This is a genomic window from Leisingera daeponensis (assembly GCF_019801465.1).
Classification (GTDB): Bacteria; Pseudomonadota; Alphaproteobacteria; order Rhodobacterales; family Rhodobacteraceae; genus Leisingera; species Leisingera daeponensis_A.
Genome location: NZ_JAHVJA010000009.1, coordinates 90,205 through 108,230, shown reverse-complemented (window position 1 = coordinate 108,230; position 18,026 = coordinate 90,205). Strand labels below are relative to the sequence as shown.

The following is an 18,026-nucleotide window of genomic DNA, read 5'->3' as shown; positions in this document are numbered from 1 at the left end:
GCGGCCGCCTTGCCTGGACTTTGGCCCGGCCAGCGGCGGATGGCAATCACTCAGGCGCTGCGCCGCCGCCGACCGCGCGGTCTATGCCTGTTTTTTAGGCGGCGAAGGTTGGGTTTAGCCGTAGATGCCGCGCCAGACGGCCGCCTGGGTGCGGGCCTCATCCGGTGGCAAAGCCAGGAGCAGCAGGGCGCCGCTGTCGGAGGCCGTGAGGATGTGCAGCTGCGGTGTTACCGGCAGCAGCAGGCAGTCTGGTTTCGGCACCGGCATCCGGGCCGAGGCGGGGCGGGTGGATTTAGCGGTAAGCGCCTGGCGCACCGCGTCCAGCCGGGTGCGCAGTTCCGCCGGGCCGTTGCCTTGTGCCTGCCCACCGTTTCGCGGGCAGTGAAGCCAGGCGGCTGCCTGCGGTGCCGCCTGGGCCCGGAAATGGTCCAGCCGCCCGCCGCCGGCGGCAGTGAGGGCTTCGGCCAGCCTGCGGACGGAGCAACTGCTTGCGCCTTGCGGCGCGGCGCAGGGGCGGCGGCGGAAGCTGACTTCCTGTCCTAGGCCTTCACTCTCCAGCCGCCGCAGGCCGGCGGCAAAAAGCTGCGCTGCGGTCTTTGGGTTCTCGGCGGCGGCGGTGCCAGCCGCGGCACCACCCAGGCTGAGGCCGGCAAGCCTCCGCTGCGCCACGGTAAGGACGGCGGCAGGCCGGTCGCCAATGCAGAGGGTGATTTCGCGCGGGAGAACGGTCTCGCTGATCTCGCGCAGCACCGCGGCGCTGAGCGTGTCCGGCTTGCCGTGCGGCGGCGCGCCAGCGGGCTGCGCCAGCCGGATCAGCGCCTGATGCAGGGCTGAGGCGGCGGAGGCGCCGGGCCGCGGGGACTGATGCGCGGGCTCTGCCATCACAGTCCTCCGTCCAACTGTGCCAGCAGCTGCCGGGCCGGGGCGGCCAGCCGGGCGGCGGCCTCTGCATCGGTGCAGACGCAGAGCACCGCGTCGCCGGAGCCGGCACCGGAGCGCAGGAACAGGCGCGCCTCGCCCGGGGCGAGCAGCAGAACGTCATCGGCCAGCGCGGTCGCCACGCCGCCGGCCTGAACCGCCGCATCCAGCGCCAGGAAGCCGCGGCGGGCCTGCTGGCAGAGATCGTCGAGGTATTCCTGCGGGTGGCCGCCTGCGCTGCTGCTGCGCAGCACGATGCTTGCGCCGAGATCGCCGAAGGCGGCCAGGCGGCAGCCGGGCTCAAAATGGCGCAGGGCGTCGAGCTGGCGGGTCAGGGTCATTTACGGCCCCCGCAGCGGGCCTGTGCAGTGCATGGCGCGGGTGTTGGCAGCATTTCGGTGTCAGTCTCCGGCAGAAGGGGGTTCGGGGCGCTGGCTGCGCCGGGACGGGGCAGAGACCCGGCGCGGGACAACGCGGGGGCCGCCACTGGCCTCCGCGGCAATGGCCTCTTGCAGTTGCGGCTTGGGCTGCGCAGTGCTGTCGCGCAGGCCGCCGATGTCCAGAACCTCTGCCCGCAACTGCTGATCGGGCTGCAGTACCTGTGCGGCGGCGGGCGCGGGTTGCGCCGGCGGGCGGGGGCGGCCCGGCTGCGACCAGTTCAGCAGCAGGTCGACCAGATATTCGATGAACCCATCGGCGCCGCTGGTCTTCCAGGCCTCCATGTCCTCGCCCGCGGCCAGCGCCTGGCTGAGCGACAGCGGAAACACTGCGTTGAAGCGATCACCTGTTTCCTTCCGCACCCGGCGCAGCACCCGGTCACGGTCGCGCGGGGTCATGAGCTTGTCGAAATGGGTGATCAGCAAGGTGCTGGGAGCGTCGAGCCGGGCGGAAATCTCCTCCCAGGCGGCGGCCTCGGACTGGCGCCAGGCCTGGGTGGCATGGGTGCACCAGATCACGCTGTCGACCTCCGGCAGCAGGTTCTGCCAGACGCTGGCGGGCATGTTGGGATCGGAGATGCCGGGCATGTCGATGAGATCGCAGAGCTCCAGCGCTTCGGCGGGCAGCGTCAGGCGGATGAGCGCGGTGGTTTCCAGCGGCGCGCCCGCCAGATCCTCCAGCGGCACCGGAACTTCGCTGCCGCTGGGGCCGATCAGGCGGGCGCACTCGGCGCCGTGAGAGATCCAGACCGGCGGCAGGCGGGTGGCGGTGACGCGGGTGGGCAGCGGCTGGCGGCCTACCAGAAGATTGGTGAGGGTGCTTTTGCCGGCGCTGAATTCGCCCATCAGCGCCAGCCGCGGCTTGCGGGCCGGGGCGTACTGGGCAGTCTGATAAGTCATGCTGTGAAACTCCTGAGTGTTTCCATGGCAGTAGCAATCTGAGTCTGGCGGTGCCGGGCCTCGTCCCCGGCGAACAGCGCTTGTATGTCGCCGCCGCCGCGGCGGCAGTCGGCGATCTCCAGCAGGATGTCGCGCTGGTCGTCCAAGAAGCCCTGCAGCCGGGCGAGGATGGCAGCGCGGGCGTCCGCCGTCTGCACGGTCTTGAGCTGTGTCATGAAATCCTCTGTCTCGCCTGAAATCAGGCTGCGGAATTGCTTGGCAAAGGCCTTGTAGCCGCGGGTGCGGCGCCACCAGGAGGCCCACCAGCTTTCGTTGAAATCCAGCGCGATGGACTGCGCCAGCGCCACCGGCGAGGCGGGCTGGGGCACCTCCGGCACCGCCAGCTGGATGCCCTCCACCGCAGGGCCGAAGCCGTCATAAAGCAGTTCGGCCACATCCCGCACCGCGGCTTCATACCGTTTCTGGGCGGCGGATTGCAGGCGGCTGGTCATCACCGAATAGGCGGAGCGCAACAGCATCCGCAGCCCGGCGGGATCGTATTCCCAATGGCAGTCCTCGCCCCATTTCTCCAGATGGTCGATCAGCGCATGGGTGGCGCGGTCGGTGAAGGTGGCATGCGCCCGGTCGGCGCGGTCCCGGAAAGCGTCGAGCACCTGGCCCACCTCTGCCTCCAGGGCCTCCAGATGGGTCTGGCAGATGTCCTCGAAGACGTTGCGGACGTCATGCATATTGGCGCCGCCGCCACTGCCCTCCCCCTGAACCAGCACTGCATTGGCGGCCTCCTGGCCGGTGGCGGCTGTGGTGGCTGAGGCGGCAATGCGGGCCAGCAGCGGGGTGCCGAGGTCGGTGACGATGCGTTCGGACACGGCGCGGTTCAGGGCCGGGATGCCCGACAGCTCCCACACCATGTTCTGCGGCGTGGCCTTGGCGTGGGAGGCGTTGACCGAAGCCTCGGCCCAGTTCAAGAGCGCGGCGGAGCTGGAGGGGTCCATATCCTCCAGCCCGCCGGTCAGCACCTTGTTGGCCCAGTAGGCGCTGCCGAAGATGATTTCCGCCTCCTGCGGCCCATGATGAGCTTCCAGCGTTTGGCGGATGCTGGCCTCGATCTCGGCAATCTGGTTTGCGGGGTCGGCCAGTTCATCGATGCGGTTGACGAAAATCACCACCTCGCGCGATTTGAGGTTGGAGATCATCCGGATCAGCCCCATATCGACCGAGGTCAGCGCCTGGCCTGCCGACAGCACCACCACGCAGATGCGGCTGTCGCGGATCGCCTGGATGGTGATCTGCTCGCGCATCATGAAGGTGTCGTTGACGCCCGGCGTGTCGCGCAGGCAAAGGCGGTGGGGCACCGTCTGGCAATTGAGGTAGAGATCGGCGGCGCGGGTGATGTCGGCAAAGCGCCCCTGTTCGTCCACCGCGCCCGGCTCATCATCGCCGAAGTCGTCGCCGAGGCAGATGTAGCGTTCGATCAGGTTCTTGTCGAAATAACCGTACTCGTGCTTCTGCCCCATCAAGAGCTCGAACTTGCGGCCCAGCCGCTGGCGGGAGCGCTCGCGCATCTCCTCGATCTGGGCGCGGATCTTCTGCAGCTCGCTGCCGGCGCCCGCGCGGCCCGCCATCTCGCCGATACGGCCGCCCTTGGTCAGCAGCCGGTCCCATTCCTCCTCGGTCATGAACTGAAAGCAGGCCTTGTTTTCGGTGCGGGTTTCGCCCGGTTCCAAGTGCAGCGAGGTGACAACCGAGGTCCAGGGGTTCACGTCTGACGGCAGCAGGTCGGCCCAGCCCGCCATTGCGTTGACCAGCGAGGTCTTGCCGGATTTCACTTGCCCCAGCAGGGTTACGCTGGGTTCAAAAGTGCCGAGCTCCGCCTGCAATCGGGCCAGGCTGCGCCGGACGCGCTCGCCCGACACATCAGCGAGGATGTCCAGCGCGGTGTCCAGCCGCTGCGCCTTGCGGGCAAACGCCGCCAGTGGCTCCAGCCCGGCGTTCAGGTTGGTCGGCCGCGCGGAGGCGCGGATATCGGTTGCACTCTCGATCTGGGCTTCCATGTTCATGGTTGAATCTGCTGTTCCTGCATTGGCTTGTTTTTGGGCGCGTTTCCGGGCGGCTTTATCCGGGCGGGTCGTCGGCAAGCTCCTTTTTCAGCTGGAAAAGCAGCGTCACCGCGTCGATGGCCGCGTCCTCATCCTGTTCCAGCTGGCAGAGCATCAACAGCTCCTCGCCGTCTTGGGCGGCCTCTCGGGCGGCCGACACCGCGGCGCTGCCGGGCAGGGTCTCCAGCGAGGCAGACAGGCCGAGGATCAGATCCATGCACTGGGCCAGGACGGGACCGGCCTGGGGGCCGCCTGCGGCTTCCGCCTGTGCCAGCATGTCCTCGGCGCCGCTTTGCAGCTGATCCAGCGCGGCGGCCAGGCTGGCGGCGGGGGCTTGCGGGGCTTCAGCGGTCGCGGCAGCGGGCGTGTCAGCCAGCAGCGCGCCGCCAAACTGGCGGATCAGCAGCTCAGCCTGGTCGGCATCCGAGGCGCGGCCCAGCTCGATCTGGCGTTTCACATCATCCGCGAGCTGCTTGCCGCCGCTGGAACGCCAGAGGTCCTCTGCCGGGGTTTCTGCCGCCTGCGCCGTCAGGCCCTGGATTGCGGCCACAGGGTAGACGCCGAGGAATTCCTCTGCTGCCACCGGCTCCAGCGCCTCGATCAGGCCGGGCAGGGCGCCGCGCATGATCTGGCGGTCGGCCATGGTAAGGACCAGAAAACTGTGGTCCTTGGTGCTGTCGGGCACGGCCGACCACAAGTCCTGCTCGGCCCCTGAGAAAGTCTCGCTGCACCACAGGATGATGTCCGCCTCGGCGGAGGCCTGTTGCAGGGTGTTCTGCTGGCTGGCGGGCGGGCCTGCCAGCGGGAGTTCGGTATAGCTGTGGGTACACAGCCGCGGATCGGGCAGATACTGGTGCACCCGCACCGTACCCGGCGGCACGGCCGCGTTAGCCAGGCGGCCCGCCTGCTGCAGCCGCTCACCCGCGGCCGTCTCGAACTCCACCCGCTCCTCATTTCCGTGGCAGATATTGGTCAGCAGACCGGCAGCGTTCCTGCCGATCACCACCCGGCCCAGCAGCATGTCGATCAGCGCCGATTTTCCGCTGCCCGGGGCGCCGGTGACGGCCACCTGCACCGGCTGGCGCAGGCGCTGCAGCAGCTGACTGCCCCAGCCGGTGACATCTGATGGCAGCAGCCCGGAACTGAGGGTGTGCTCCAGCTGGCCGGCAAGCGGGGTTATGTCTCTCTGGGGCAGGCTCACACCGGTGCATCCGTCTTGTTGCGGCGGGCGTCAGGCGCGGCGGACCACGTCGCAGAGGCCAGCATGGTGATCACGCGGCGGCCGGCGCGGGGGCGGGGCGCTGCGGGCTGCTGCTGCGGCGCTGCGGGCTGTGGCGGGGCCGGGTTCGCGGCGTGCGGGTCGAAGGGTTTGATGACGCAGAGCGCGGCGTTGTCCTGCTCCGGCGCATTCAGTTCCTCCAGCCGCTGCATCAGCACCGCGCCGATACGGGCGCTGGGGCTGCGGCATTCGGCGGCCAGAACGGCAGCGATGTCTGCCTCGGGCAGGAATTGCAGCCCGTCGCTGGCAGCCAGCACGATATCGCCCGCCTGCAGGCGCACCGGAGCGCTGCGGCAGTCGATGCGGGGGATACCGGCGCCGGTCAGCACCGAGGTCACGCAGTGGCGGTCCGGGTGGCTGGCGGCCTCTGCCGGGTCCATGCGGCCCTGCGCCACCAGGCCGTCGAATTCCGCCGCCATCGAGTGATCGGCGTTGAGCCGGATCAGCCGGCCATCGCGGAATAGGTAAAGCGGCGAGTCGCCGGCCGAGATCCAGTACATTCGGTCGTGGAACAGCACTGGAGCCAGCAGGGTGGCGCCCATGCCGCGGGCCTGGGGCCGGTGGCTGGCATATTCGCCGAGACAGGCGTCGGCGCCGCTGGCGGCCTGGTGCAGCACCGCGCCGATAGCCTGCTCCAGCGCCGCAGGGTCCCCGGCCTGCAGTTTCAGCTCGCTGAACACCTCGGTCACCACAATCCGGCTGGCGATGTCGCCGGCCGCATGGCCGCCCATGCCGTCGGCCAGCACCGCAAAGCCGGTGCCGGTGCCGGCCGGGAAATCGGCGGCCACCGCGTCCTCCTGACGCTCGCGGCGGCCCTGGCTGATGGCCGTCGCGGCGTCGTATTCGAGCTCAGCTGAATGCAGCATGGGAGGCATCGCCTTGCTGCGGCTGGTCCCAGCCGAAATCGGCGCCGCAGAGCGGCACGAAGCGCAGGGTGGTTTCGCCGATGCGGATCTCGTCGCCCGCCGTCAGTTCCTCTGTGCTGAGCACCGGGCGGCGGTTGCGGCGCACCAGGTTCGCCTTGCCGCCGTGGCCGATATAGAACGTCTTCTGCTCCGGGTCATAAGCGATTGCGGCGTGGTTATCGCGGGAGATGCTGTTGTCGCCGAAATTCAGCCGCACGGTCTGATCCTCGCCGCGGCCGATCACGGTGACGCCGCTGAACAGGGTGAAGGCAGCGCCGCGGCCGGGACCCTCCACCACTGCCAGCCAGCCGACCGGAAACTGGGTGTAGCCGGGCGCGGTACCCTCGGCGCTGCGCGAGAACGGGTCGCTGCCGGGCGCCTGCGCCGGGCTGAAGCCCAAGAGTCGGGTCTTGACGCGGCCCGCGCGGCTGCCGCCACGGCCCATCGAAGGGGCGGGCACGTCGATCGGCGCGGCGGATGCCGGCGGCTCCTGCGGGGCCGCCGGTTGCGGGGCGGCGAGGGCCATTTGCGGCGCCGCGGAGGCGGGCATGGGGGCTGGCGTTGTTTCCGGGCGCATCTGCGGTGCGGACGCGGGCTGCGCGTCTGCCTGCGGCTGCGCCGGTTTGTCCATTCTGTATTGCGGCTCAGGGGCCGGCTCCGGCTGGGGGTCCGGTTGGACCTCCGCTTCCGGCTGTGGCTGGGCAGCAGCAGCGGAATTGCGGTGGAAGATCCGGTAACCTCCGGACCGCTCCTCTGAAGGCTCCGGCTGCTGCAGGCGGCTGAAGTCCGGCTCCCCGGCAAAGGCGTCCGGGCCGCCCTCCTCTTCTTCTTCGGCTGCATAGGTGTCCGGTTCCGCGTACTCCGCCTCTTCCCAGGCGGCAAAGGGGTCTTCGGCCTCCGGGTCGCCCGGCGCGGCCGGAGCGGGGGCCGGTTCGGGTGCGGCCGCCTGTGCCTGCTCGCGGGCAAAGAAGGCGGCGATGGCATCATCTTCCGGTGCGGCGCTTTCCAAGCTGTGCAGGAAATCCTCCACGCTGTCCTGCGGGGCGGCAGCGGGTTCGGCACAGGCCTCCGGGGTGTCTTCTTCCGGGTATTCATCCGGCAGGAAATCCTCCGGCAGGCCATAGTCCTCCCCGGCGCTCTCAGGCTCAGTGTCGAGGCGGAAGCCGCTGTCCAGGCTGAGCGGTGCCCCGGGGTGGCTCGCGGCTTCCGCCCGCACCCGTTCCCGCTTTTCTCCGATGATATCCTTGATGAACTTCATAACCGTATCCTTCAGTTCTTAACGGTTGCCGGGCTGCCGTCCTGAAACCCGAAAATCCTGCGCAGGCGGCCTGCGAATGTGGGTTTGCGCGTCTCGGCTCCTCCGTCCCCGGCGGCGGGGGACTGTTCGGCGGCAGGCGCGTTGCGGCTGCGCCGCGCTCGGGCATCTTCCTCTGCCAGCCAGGCCTCCAGGTCGCTGACCGGCTCGCCAAACAGGTTGACCATCTGGCGGGGCGCGTCTGCGGCCGGGGCGGGCGCCGGTTCCCTGCGGGGCGGGCGCGGCTGGCCCGGGGTGAGGCTGGAGTTGGTGGCCGCCACCAGATCGGCGATTGCCGCGTCCAGCGCGCCGCCGCCGGCGGGCGCGGGGACAGCCTCCGCTTCGGGAAGGGGGCCGGGCTGATCCTGGGAGGCGGCAGCCGGCGCCGGATCCGCAGCATCGCAGTCCGCCAGCATCTCCGCCCAGGCGCGGGTGGACTGGAAGCGTTCAGCGGGCAGCACCGACATCGCCTGATCCACTGTCGCCAACAAGGCCGGATCCGCCGCCCAGGGACCGCCAAGCAGCGGCGGGCAGGGGTCGGGGTTGCCGGCCATCACCGCGGTCAGCCGCTGCTGGCTGCCCGCCGGGGTTTCGCCGGTGATGAGGTAATAGAAGGTGGCCCCGAGTGCGTAGATGTCGCAGGCCGGGCGCTGTGGCAGGTCGGGCTTGTAGAGCTCATGCGCTGAGTAGCCGTCCTTGACCGCCAGCAGGGCGGGCAGTGCGGTGTCATCCAAGGGGGTGCTGCCGGCCGCGGCGCCGAAATCGATCAGGGTCAGGGTGCCGTCCTGGCCGAGCAGCAGATTGTCCGGCGAGATGTCGCGGTGCAGGATGCCCAGCCCGTGCAGGCAGCCAAGCGCTTCCAGCGCCTGATCCAGGATCTGCCGCAGCAGCGGCGCGGTCAGCCGCTCCGGCTGATCCTCGCGCACCGTCAGCAGGTCGAGTCCGTCGATGAACTCCATCGCGATATAGGCGGTCTGGTTTTCCTTGAAGACCTGATGCACGCCAACGATGCCCGGGTGTTCGGCGCGGGCCAGCAGATGCGCCTCGCGCAGGAAGGCGCGCAGCACGTTGCGGCAGGATTTGGCGTGTTCCGGCGCGGCGGGCTCTACCTGCGGGCCGTTGCGGCGGCACAGGCCCGCGGGAAAGCATTCCTTGATCACCACCCGCCGTTCCAGGCTGTCGCGGGCGAGGTAAGTGATGCCGAAGCCGCCGCTGATCAGCGGGCGCTCGATCTGGTACTGGCCCTGAAGCAGCTTGAAACCGCAAGGCAGTTCGCAGATCTGCGCCGGATCGGCGGAAGATCGATCGTGCGGCACGGCGTCATTTCCTCCTGGCAGCTCGGTCCCAGGCCGGAAGGGCGCGGGCAGGCCTTAACGCTGCCGGCGGAATGGGGAATGTTCGCGGCCCCATTCGGGCAAATGTGGCAATTCCGCCATAATCTTGCCGCATTTGCAGCTAAGGCTCAGCAAACATTGGGTTAACGGCGCGCTCACCAGTTGCGTTGAACTTAGTTAAACAGGGGCGCTATCCGGCCAAGAGAGGCTGGCGGTTCCCGGTTTCCGCCGCCGCAGGGGCCGCGGCGAGGGGATAGGATTTTCCGGCGGCCGTCGGTAGAATTGACGCATGACAATCTGGTATCCCGACCCCGATTCCCTCTCCTCTCCGCTGCACGCCAGCCTGGCGCAGGCGCTAGCCAAGGCGATTTCTGATGGCCGCCTGGCTCAGGGGGCGCAGCTGCCGACCCATCGCCGGATGGCCGAGCAGTTGGGCCTGAGCGTGCATACCGTCAGCAAGGCCTATGACAGCTTGCGGCGGCAGCGGTTGATTGACGGCCAGGTCGGGCGCGGCAGCTTCGTGACCGGCCCTGATGCCGCCGGCGGCCAGCCCTACCGGCTAGAGTCGGAAACCGGCGGCGGTTATGACCTGTCAATCTCGCGGCCGGTGTTTGCGCAGATGCACGCGGAGAGGTTTCAGCAGGCACTGCGGCAACTGCCTGAGGGGCTCGACCCCGGGTGCTACCTGTCCAGCCGTCCCAATGCGGGCCATCGCGCGCACCGGGAGGCAGGTGCGGAATGGCTGAAAATTTGCGGGCTGGAGGTGTCGGCCGAGCGGATTCTGATGACCAACGGTGCCAGCCACGGGCTGTCCGCCGCCTTGACTGCGCTGACCCGCCCTGGCGATACAGTGGTGGCGGACAAGGTCACGCATCACTTGCTGGTCTCGGCCTGTGCCTGCCTGGGGCTGACCCTGGCCGGCCTGGACATGGATGGCGATGGCATGCTGCCTGATGCGTTGGAGGAGTTTTGCCGAAAGAGTGCTCCCAAGGTGCTGTTTCTGCTGCCTTCTCTTGCCAATGCAACCGCCGGGATGATGCCGGAGGATCGGCGCCAAGCGCTGGTGGAAGTGGCCCGTAAACATGACCTTCTGATCATCGAAAACGATGCCTTCGGCCCGGTGGCAGAAGATCGCCCGGAGCCGGTTGCGGCGCTGGCGCCGGAGCGCACGGTATACCTCACCACCTTTACCAAATGCACCGTGTCCGGGCTGCGGGCGGGGTATCTGGCGGCACCGGAGCATCTGCTGCCGGCGCTGACGGGGCGGATCGTGGTGTTCAGCTGGATGGCGACGCCGCTGATCTGCGAGTTGGCCAGCCGCTGGGTCCGCGACGGCACCGCGCTGGAGCTGGCTAGATGGCAGCGCCGGGCGCTGGCGGAGCGGCATGCCATAGCGGCGGAGGTGCTGCAGGGCTGGAACTGGCAGGGCCATCCCGCGGCGCTGCATCTGTGGCTGCCGCTGGAAGGCGGCTGGACCAGCAGCGGCTTTGTCTCTTATGCGCGGGAGTTGAACGTGGCGGTGGCCCCGGACACTCCGTTTTTGACACCACGGACACTCCCGCAGAACGCAGTGCGGATTTCGCTGGGAAGCATTCAGGATCCGCTCCGCTTCCGGCAGGCGCTGGAACTGCTGGCGGGGATGCTGCGCCAGCCGCCGGAAGGGGTTTCGGCACTGGCATTCTGATTGTCACGCGACAATAAAAAAATTGACACGCAGGACAAGTCTTTCCAAGGCTGGCTCAGGGCGCCCGGACTGGGCCGGAATCAGAAGTTCCGGTGCAGGCTGCGGCGGACCTTTCCGTACAGAAACCTGGCAGGATGAGAGCCGGATGACAGAGAAACTTACCCTGCTGGACAATTGCGCCGTCCGGGCACCGGTTGGCTGCCGCATCTCCCGGTCGGCGCTGATGGAAACGCAAAGGCCCAGCTGGTTGTTTGGCAGACACCCCGCTGCGGACCAGAGGTCTGCTGGCGTCACCGCTACCGGCCTGCGGGACACTGCCATCACCTCAATCGCCGGCGCCCGCGCAGAGGCTGCCCATGCCGGCGCCACCTTCATCAGCTGACCAATCCAGGATCAACGCATATGGCTAATCCCACGCTGTATTTCACCCGTGCCGAATTCCAGGCGCGTCTGGACAAGACCCGGGCCGAGATGGCCCGCCGCGGGCTTGATGTTCTGATCGTCACCGATCCGTCGAACATGAACTGGCTGACCGGTTATGACGGTTGGTCCTTTTACGTGCACCAATGCGTGATTGTCAGCAGGGACGGAGAGCCGCTTTGGTACGGCCGCGGCCAGGATGCGAATGGGGCGTTGCGCACCTGCTACATGAACCCGGCCAGCATCATCGGCTATCCGGACCATTACGTGCAGTCAGCTGAGCGCCACCCGATGGACTACCTTTCGGCGCAGCTGAAGGACCGCGGGCTGGACGGCGGTGTGATTGGGGTCGAGATGGACAATTACTATTTCTCCGCCGCCGCCTTTTTGTCGCTGCAAAAGCACCTGCCCAACGCGCAGTTTGCCGACGCCAATGTGCTGGTCAATTGGCAGCGGGCGGTTAAATCGGAGGCCGAACTGGACTATATGAGGCAAGCGGGCCAGCTCGTCGGGCGGATGCACCGGCGGATCGTCGAGAAAGTCGAGCCCGGGATGCGCAAATGCGATCTGGTGGCGGAAATCTATGACGCCGGCCTGCGGTACGACGCGGACTTGGGTTTTGGCGGCGACTATCCTGCGATCGTGCCGCTGCTGCCGTCAGGTTCTGATGCCGCCGCACCGCATCTGACCTGGGATGACCTGCCGATGAAATCCGGCGAGGGCACGTTTTTCGAAATTGCGGGCGTGGTCCACCGCTACCACTGCCCGCTGTCGCGCACCGTGTTCCTGGGCAAGCCGACGCAGACGTTCCTGGGTGCGGAGCAGGCGGTGCTGGAGGGTATGGAGGCGGGCCTGGAAATGGCCAAGGCCGGTAACACCTGCGAGGACGTCGCCAAGGCTTTCTTCAAGGTTCTGAAGAAATACGGCATCGAAAAGGACAACCGCACCGGCTATCCGATCGGCGTGTCCTATCCGCCGGACTGGGGCGAGCGCACCATGTCGCTGCGCCCGGGTGACACCACCGTCCTGCAGGAAAACATGACCTTCCACTTCATGACCGGCCTTTGGATGGAGGACTGGGGTTTTGAGATCACCGAAAGCATCCGCATCGGGGAAAACGGGCCGGAGTGCCTGTCCGATGTGCCGCGCAAGATGTTCGTGAAGGATTGAACCATGAAGAAAAATCCAATTTCCCCCACTATTCCGCTGGACCGGGACGGGGTGCATCACGGTTTTCTGAAACTGCCCTACAGCCGCGATGACTCGGCCTGGGGATCGGTAATGATCCCGCTGACGGTGATCAAGAACGGTGATGGACCAACAGCGCTGCTGACCGGGGCCAACCATGGCGATGAGTATGAAGGTCCGATTGCCCTGCATGAGCTGGCCGCCACCACACGCGCGGAGGATGTGACCGGCAGGCTGATCATTGTGCCGGCCTTCAACTACCCGGCATTCCGGGCGGGCACCCGCACCTCGCCCATCGACAAGGGCAACATGAACCGCTCCTTCCCGGGCCGCCCGGACGGCACCGTGACCGAGAAGATTGCAGACTACTTTCAGCGCACGCTCTTGCCGATGGCGGATCTGGCGGTGGATTTCCATTCCGGTGGCAAGACGCTGGATTTCGTGCCCTTTGCCGCGGCGCACATCCTGGAGAACAAGGCCATCCAGGAAGCCTGCTTTGCCGCAATGAAGGCGTTCAACGCGCCCTATTCGGTGGAGCTGTTGGAGATCGACAGCGGCGGTATGTATGACACCGCCGTCGAAGAGATGGGCAAGGTGCTGGTCACCACCGAACTGGGCGGCGGCGGGTCATCGACCGCGCGCAGCAATGCGATTGCCAAGAAGGGGCTTCGCAACGTGCTGATCTATGCGGGCATCTTGCAAGGCGAGATGCAGCTGGAGGAGACCGTGAACCTGACCATGCCGGACGATGACTGCTTTTTGTTCAGCGAGGGCGACGGGCTGTTTGAGGTCATGGCCGATCTGGGTCAGGCCGTGGCCAAGGGCGATCTTTTGGCGCGGGTCTGGCCGCTGGACCGTACCGGTCAGCCGCCGGTGGAATACCGCGCCCGCCGCGCCGGACTGGTGATCAGCCGCCATTTCCCCGGACTAATCAAATCCGGCGACTGTGTCGCGGTTGTCGGCGTCACCGGCGGCTGATAGGGCGGAAGACATGCAACTGGATCAGCGCGACCTTGATATCCTGCGTGTGCTTTCGACCGAGGGCCGCATCACCAAGGCCGCACTGGCCGACCGGATCGGCCTGTCGCCGACACCCTGCTGGGACCGGCTGAAGAAGCTGGAGCAGGCCGGGCTGATCGAGGGTTACGGCGCCCGCATCAACCTGCGGAAACTGGCGCCGCATGTGACGGTCTTTGTCGCGGCGGAAATTGCCGATCACACCGCCGCCAGCTTCCGCGCCTTTGAGGCCGCGATGCAGCGTTATGAGGAAGTTACCGCCTGCTGGGCGCTTGGGGGCGGCTTCGACTACCTGTTGCAGATCGTCACCCGCGACATCGACGCCTATCAGCGGCTGATCGACGAGATGCTGGACGCCCGCATCGGCCTTTCCCGCTATTTCACCTATGTGGTGACCAAGCCGGTCAAGGGCGCAGGCGCGCCGCCACTGGATATTCTGCTGGGGCAGGGGTGATCCCGCGCCAAAGCACGTGCCGCACAGTTGTTTCTTCTGCGCCTCCCCTGAACTTCAGTCACATCCTCTGCCCGCGTCAGGCACATTCCTCTGTAAGACATGAGGAGGACAGCCATGACAGAGAAAGCGCTCTCAGCCCGGACCGGGATTGCCGACAAGGCTCTGGTACGCTCTTTTTCCTACATAGGCGGCAAATGGCGCGCCGCCGCCAATGGCGAGACCTTCCCGGTTTGCGATCCAGCGGACGGAGCGGAACTAGGCCATGTGGCCAGCCTTTCAGCAGAAGAATCCTCTGCCGCGGTGGATGCGGCACAGGCGTCCTTTCCGGCTTGGGCCGGGATGCTGCCGCAACAGCGCGCCGCCATCCTTCGCCGCTGGTTTGAGCTGCAGCTGGATCACAAAGAAGACCTCGCCCGCATCATGGTGCTGGAACAGGGCAAGCCGCTATCCGAAGCGCGCGGCGAAATCGACTATGGCGCTGCCTTTGTGGAGTTCTACGCAGAAGAAGCCAAGCGCCCCAACATCGAAGGCGTGACCAGCCATCTGCCCGATGCCGAGGTGGAGCTTTGGCGGGAACCCGTAGGCGTGGCAGCGCTGATCACGCCGTGGAACTTCCCCTCTGCCATGCTGACCCGCAAGGCCGCCGCAGCGCTGGCGGCGGGCTGCACCGTAGTGGCGCACCCCTCGGCCGAAACCCCGTTCAGCGCGCTGGCGCTGGCAGAGCTGGCGGAGCGCGCGGGCTTTCCGCCGGGGGTGTTCAACGTGGTGACCGGCAACGCGCCTACCGTCGTCGAACCCTGGACCCGCGACACCCGCGTGCGGGCGCTGTCCTTCACCGGTTCAACGGAGGTGGGCAAGCTGCTCTACCGCCAGTCGGCGGACACGGTGAAGCATCTGGTGATGGAACTGGGCGGCCACGCGCCGGTGCTCGTCTTCAAGGGTTGCGATCTGGACAAGGCTGTCCGCGAAACCATCAAGGCCAAATTCGCCACCTCCGGCCAGGACTGCCTCGGCGCCAACCGGATCTTCGTGGAGCGCCCGGTCTATGCGGAATTCTGCACCCGGTTTACCGAGGCCGCCAAGGCGCTGACCCTCGGCCCGGGCATGGAGGATTGCGACCTCGGCCCGCTGATGAATGAGAGTGCGGTGAAAAAGCAGGAGGAGCACGTCGCCGACGCGCTGGCCAAGGGCGCAACGCTGGCCTGCGGCGGGAGGCGGCACCCCTTGGGACCGCTGTTTTTTGAGCCAACCGTGCTGACCGATGTGCCTGCGGAGGCGCTGATCATGATGGAGGAGACATTTGGCCCCGTCGCAGCCATCACGCCGTTTGACAGCGAGGAGGAGGCCGTGGCGCGCGCCAATGACAGCGAATACGGGCTGGTCGCCTATGTCCACAGCCAGGACCCGCGCCGCATCTACCGCCTCAGCCGGGCGTTGCAATACGGCATGGTGGCGGTGAACCGCACCAAGGTCACCGGCGCGCCGATCCCCTTTGGCGGCACCAAGCAATCCGGCCTTGGCCGCGAGGGCGCGCGTCTCGGCATGGAGGAATTCACCGAGGTCAAATACGTCTGCCGCGACTGGGCGTGACGGACCAAAATCTTCGAAGATTTCTGCCAAGAGTTTTCGAAGACTTTTGGCCGCAGAACGCAAACGGAAGGAAAATTCAATGCTGAAGAACGACCAGCTTGACCAGTGGGACCGCGAGAACTTTTTCCACCCCTCGACCCATCTGGCACAGCACGCCCGCGGCGACAGCCCGAACCGGGTGATCAAGACCGCCTCCGGCGTGTTCATCGAAGACCGCGACGGCAACAAGCTGCTGGACGCCTTTGCCGGGCTTTATTGCGTGAACGCAGGTTATGGCCGCCAGGAGATCGCTGAGGCCATCGCTGATCAGGCGCGGGAGCTGGCCTATTACCATTCCTATGTGGGCCACGGCACCGAAGCGTCGATCACGCTGGCCAAGATGATCCTGGACCGCGCGCCCGCAAACATGTCCAAGGTCTATTTTGGCCTCGGCGGCTCGGACGCGAATGAGACCAACGTCAAGCTGATCTGGTATTACAACAACATCCTGGGCCGTCCGGAGAAGAAGAAGATCATCTCCCGCTGGCGCGGCTATCACGGCTCAGGGCTGGTCACCGGCTCGCTGACCGGGCTGGAGCTGTTCCACAGGAAGTTCGATCTGCCGGTGGAGCAGGTGATCCATACCAAGGCGCCCTATTACTACCGCCGCAAGGATCTGGATCAAAGCGAGGAACAGTTCGTGGCCCATTGCGCCGCTGAGCTGGAAGCGCTCATCGAGCGCGAGGGGGCGGACACCATCGCCGCTTTCATCGGCGAGCCGGTCTTGGGCACTGGCGGCATCGTGCCGCCGCCGGCCGGGTACTGGGATGCCATTCAGGCGGTGCTGAAGAGACACGACATTCTGCTGGTGGCGGATGAGGTGGTGACCGGCTTCGGGCGGCTCGGCTCCATGTTCGGTTCTGATCGCTACGGCATCGAGGCCGATATCATCACCATCGCCAAGGGCCTCACTTCGGCTTATGCGCCGCTGTCGGGCTCCATCGTCTCGGACAAGGTCTGGAAAGTGCTGGAGCAAGGCGCAGACGAAAATGGCCCGATTGGCCACGGCTGGACTTATTCGGCGCACCCGATCGGCGCCGCCGCCGGGGTGGCCAACCTCAAGCTGATAGATGAGCTGAACCTTATCAGCAATGCCGGCCAGGTAGGTGCCTATCTGAACGCCACCATGGCAGAGGCGCTTTCGGGCCATGCCAACGTGGGCGAGGTGCGCGGCGAGGGGATGCTGTGTGCGGTGGAGTTCGTCCAAGACAAGGACAGCCGCACCTTCTTTGACGCCGCCGACAAGATCGGGCCGCAGGTCTCCGCTAAGCTGCTGGAGCAGGACAAGGTGATTGCCCGGGCCATGCCGCAGGGCGATATCCTGGGTTTTGCGCCGCCCTTCTGCCTGAACCGTGCCGAGGCCGATCAGGTGGTGGACGCCACACTGCGCGCGGTGAAGTCTGTGCTGGGCTAACCGCCAGCCGGGCTGTGTTGCGCTCAGTTGCGGCAGATCTTCAGGCAGGCGCGCAATCCGCGCCTGCAGTAGCCTAGATGGGGTGGCCTGCCGACGCTGCCCAAAAAGACCAGTACTCAGTTAAGAGCGGGAAAATGGACTGCCCGCAGACCATTACCCCTTGCGCAAGGGTTATATTTCGATAAAACTCGAAATATGGAAACAATGATTCCCCTCCGCCTCTCCGTTCTTGGGCACCCTCAGCGCCTTTCGGTGTTCCGGTTGCTGATGCGCCGGTTTCCGGACAGGGTTCCTGCCAGTGAAATCGGGGCAGCGCTCGATGTGAAATCCAGCACATTGTCGTCATATCTCTCTGCTTTAATGCAGGCGGGGCTGGTGACGCAGGCCCGCGAAGGGACCTGGCTCTACTACCAGGCAGATATGGGCGGCATCCGCGACACGATGGAGGCGCTGTTCTTCGACTGCTGCCGTGGCCGCCCGGAATTGTGCCTACCTGTCCGGCCCGGCTTGCAATCAGAGGATTCATCCATGACAGACCCGCGCTACAATGTTCTGTTTATCTGCACGGGTAACTCGGCCCGCTCGATCTTTGCCGAAACGCTTCTGCGTAGCATTGGCGGTGATCGGTTCAATGTCTATTCGGCAGGCACCAAACCCTCTTCCGAGCTCAACCCGTTCGCCGTCGAAACCTTGCGTGCCAAGGGCCACGCGGTGGGCAGTCTGCGCGCCAAGAATGTAATCGAATTCACCGGCAGCACTGCGCCTAAATTCGATTTTGTCTTCACGGTCTGTGACCAGGCTGCAAACGAGGAATGCCCGGCCTGGGAAGGGCAGCCGATTTCGGGTCACTGGGGCATGCCGGACCCGGTCAAGGCCGAAGGCAGCGAAGCGGAAAGGAGCCTCGCGTTCCAGCAGGCCTATGGCACCCTCAAGAACCGGATCCAGGCCTTTTCTGCCCTGCCCATCGCCGAGCTGGACCGCATTTCGCTGCAGAAGGCAGTGGACGATATTGCCCTGAATCATTGACCAGTTCCGTTACCCGGCCATCCTGAACAAG

The 18,026-nt window shown here is 66.3% G+C and carries 16 protein-coding genes; 8 read left to right on the top strand and 8 right to left on the bottom strand.

Annotated elements, in window-relative coordinates:
- Positions 1-114: 114 nt before the first annotated feature.
- From KUV26_RS17540 to KUV26_RS17505, 8 genes are read right to left on the bottom strand one after another with little or no spacing between them, the layout of a single operon-like run.
- On the bottom strand, positions 115-882 hold the full coding sequence (locus tag KUV26_RS17540) for a hypothetical protein (protein WP_222509321.1): 768 nt from the start codon (positions 880-882) through the stop codon (positions 115-117).
- Positions 882-1,259 carry a hypothetical protein gene (locus tag KUV26_RS17535; protein WP_222509320.1) on the bottom strand — a complete coding sequence of 126 codons (378 nt, stop codon included), beginning with the start codon at positions 1,257-1,259 and terminating at the stop codon, positions 882-884. The genes KUV26_RS17540 and KUV26_RS17535 overlap by 1 nt, the downstream gene beginning before the upstream one ends.
- Before the next feature lie 60 nt (positions 1,260-1,319).
- Positions 1,320-2,255: a dynamin family protein gene (locus KUV26_RS17530; RefSeq protein WP_222509319.1), complete on the bottom strand. Its 936-nt coding sequence runs from the start codon at positions 2,253-2,255 to the stop codon at positions 1,320-1,322.
- Complete coding sequence (locus tag KUV26_RS17525) at positions 2,252-4,312, bottom strand: dynamin family protein (protein WP_222509318.1); 2,061 nt, start codon at positions 4,310-4,312, stop codon at positions 2,252-2,254. The genes KUV26_RS17530 and KUV26_RS17525 overlap by 4 nt, the downstream gene beginning before the upstream one ends.
- 55 nt (positions 4,313-4,367) lie before the next feature.
- The gene (locus KUV26_RS17520) at positions 4,368-5,552 is read right to left on the bottom strand and encodes a hypothetical protein (protein ID WP_222509317.1); all 1,185 of its coding nucleotides are present in this window, start codon (positions 5,550-5,552) and stop codon (positions 4,368-4,370) included.
- Positions 5,549-6,496 (bottom strand): PP2C family protein-serine/threonine phosphatase, encoded by a 948-nt coding sequence (locus tag KUV26_RS17515; protein WP_222509316.1) that lies wholly within the window; start codon positions 6,494-6,496, stop codon positions 5,549-5,551. The genes KUV26_RS17520 and KUV26_RS17515 overlap by 4 nt, the downstream gene beginning before the upstream one ends.
- Complete coding sequence (locus tag KUV26_RS23720; RefSeq protein ID WP_261399962.1) at positions 6,480-7,793, bottom strand: FHA domain-containing protein; 1,314 nt, start codon at positions 7,791-7,793, stop codon at positions 6,480-6,482. The genes KUV26_RS17515 and KUV26_RS23720 overlap by 17 nt, the downstream gene beginning before the upstream one ends.
- An 11-nt stretch (positions 7,794-7,804) precedes the next feature.
- Positions 7,805-9,145, bottom strand: coding sequence for a serine/threonine protein kinase (locus tag KUV26_RS17505; protein WP_222509315.1), 1,341 nt, complete (start codon positions 9,143-9,145; stop codon positions 7,805-7,807).
- Positions 9,146-9,452: 307 nt separating this feature from the next.
- On the opposite strand from KUV26_RS17505, the gene KUV26_RS17500 reads away from it, so the two are divergent.
- The 8 genes from KUV26_RS17500 (at position 9,453) to KUV26_RS17465 (ending at position 17,995) form a co-directional block, all read left to right on the top strand.
- Complete coding sequence (locus tag KUV26_RS17500) at positions 9,453-10,847, top strand: PLP-dependent aminotransferase family protein (protein ID WP_222509314.1); 1,395 nt, start codon at positions 9,453-9,455, stop codon at positions 10,845-10,847.
- A gap of 145 nt (positions 10,848-10,992) precedes the next feature.
- A complete protein-coding gene (locus KUV26_RS17495) occupies positions 10,993-11,229 on the top strand; it encodes a hypothetical protein (RefSeq protein WP_222509313.1) in 237 nt (78 codons plus the stop codon).
- A 20-nt stretch (positions 11,230-11,249) separates the two neighbouring features.
- A complete protein-coding gene (gene doeA / locus KUV26_RS17490; protein WP_222509312.1) occupies positions 11,250-12,437 on the top strand; it encodes an ectoine hydrolase DoeA in 1,188 nt (395 codons plus the stop codon).
- A gap of 3 nt (positions 12,438-12,440) precedes the next feature.
- On the top strand, positions 12,441-13,433 hold the full coding sequence (doeB, locus tag KUV26_RS17485; protein WP_222509311.1) for a N(2)-acetyl-L-2,4-diaminobutanoate deacetylase DoeB: 993 nt from the start codon (positions 12,441-12,443) through the stop codon (positions 13,431-13,433).
- 13 nt (positions 13,434-13,446) lie between these two features.
- Positions 13,447-13,926, top strand: coding sequence for an Lrp/AsnC family transcriptional regulator (locus KUV26_RS17480; RefSeq protein ID WP_222509310.1), 480 nt, complete (start codon positions 13,447-13,449; stop codon positions 13,924-13,926).
- A gap of 114 nt (positions 13,927-14,040) precedes the next feature.
- Positions 14,041-15,516, top strand: coding sequence for an NAD-dependent succinate-semialdehyde dehydrogenase (locus tag KUV26_RS17475; RefSeq protein WP_222509309.1), 1,476 nt, complete (start codon positions 14,041-14,043; stop codon positions 15,514-15,516).
- Positions 15,517-15,595: 79 nt separating this feature from the next.
- Entirely contained in the window at positions 15,596-16,969 is a 1,374-nt protein-coding gene (locus KUV26_RS17470) for an aspartate aminotransferase family protein (RefSeq protein WP_222509308.1), read from the top strand.
- A 195-nt stretch (positions 16,970-17,164) separates the two neighbouring features.
- Positions 17,165-17,995 carry a helix-turn-helix domain-containing protein gene (locus KUV26_RS17465; RefSeq protein ID WP_222509307.1) on the top strand — a complete coding sequence of 277 codons (831 nt, stop codon included), beginning with the start codon at positions 17,165-17,167 and terminating at the stop codon, positions 17,993-17,995.
- Positions 17,996-18,026 lie beyond the last annotated feature (31 nt).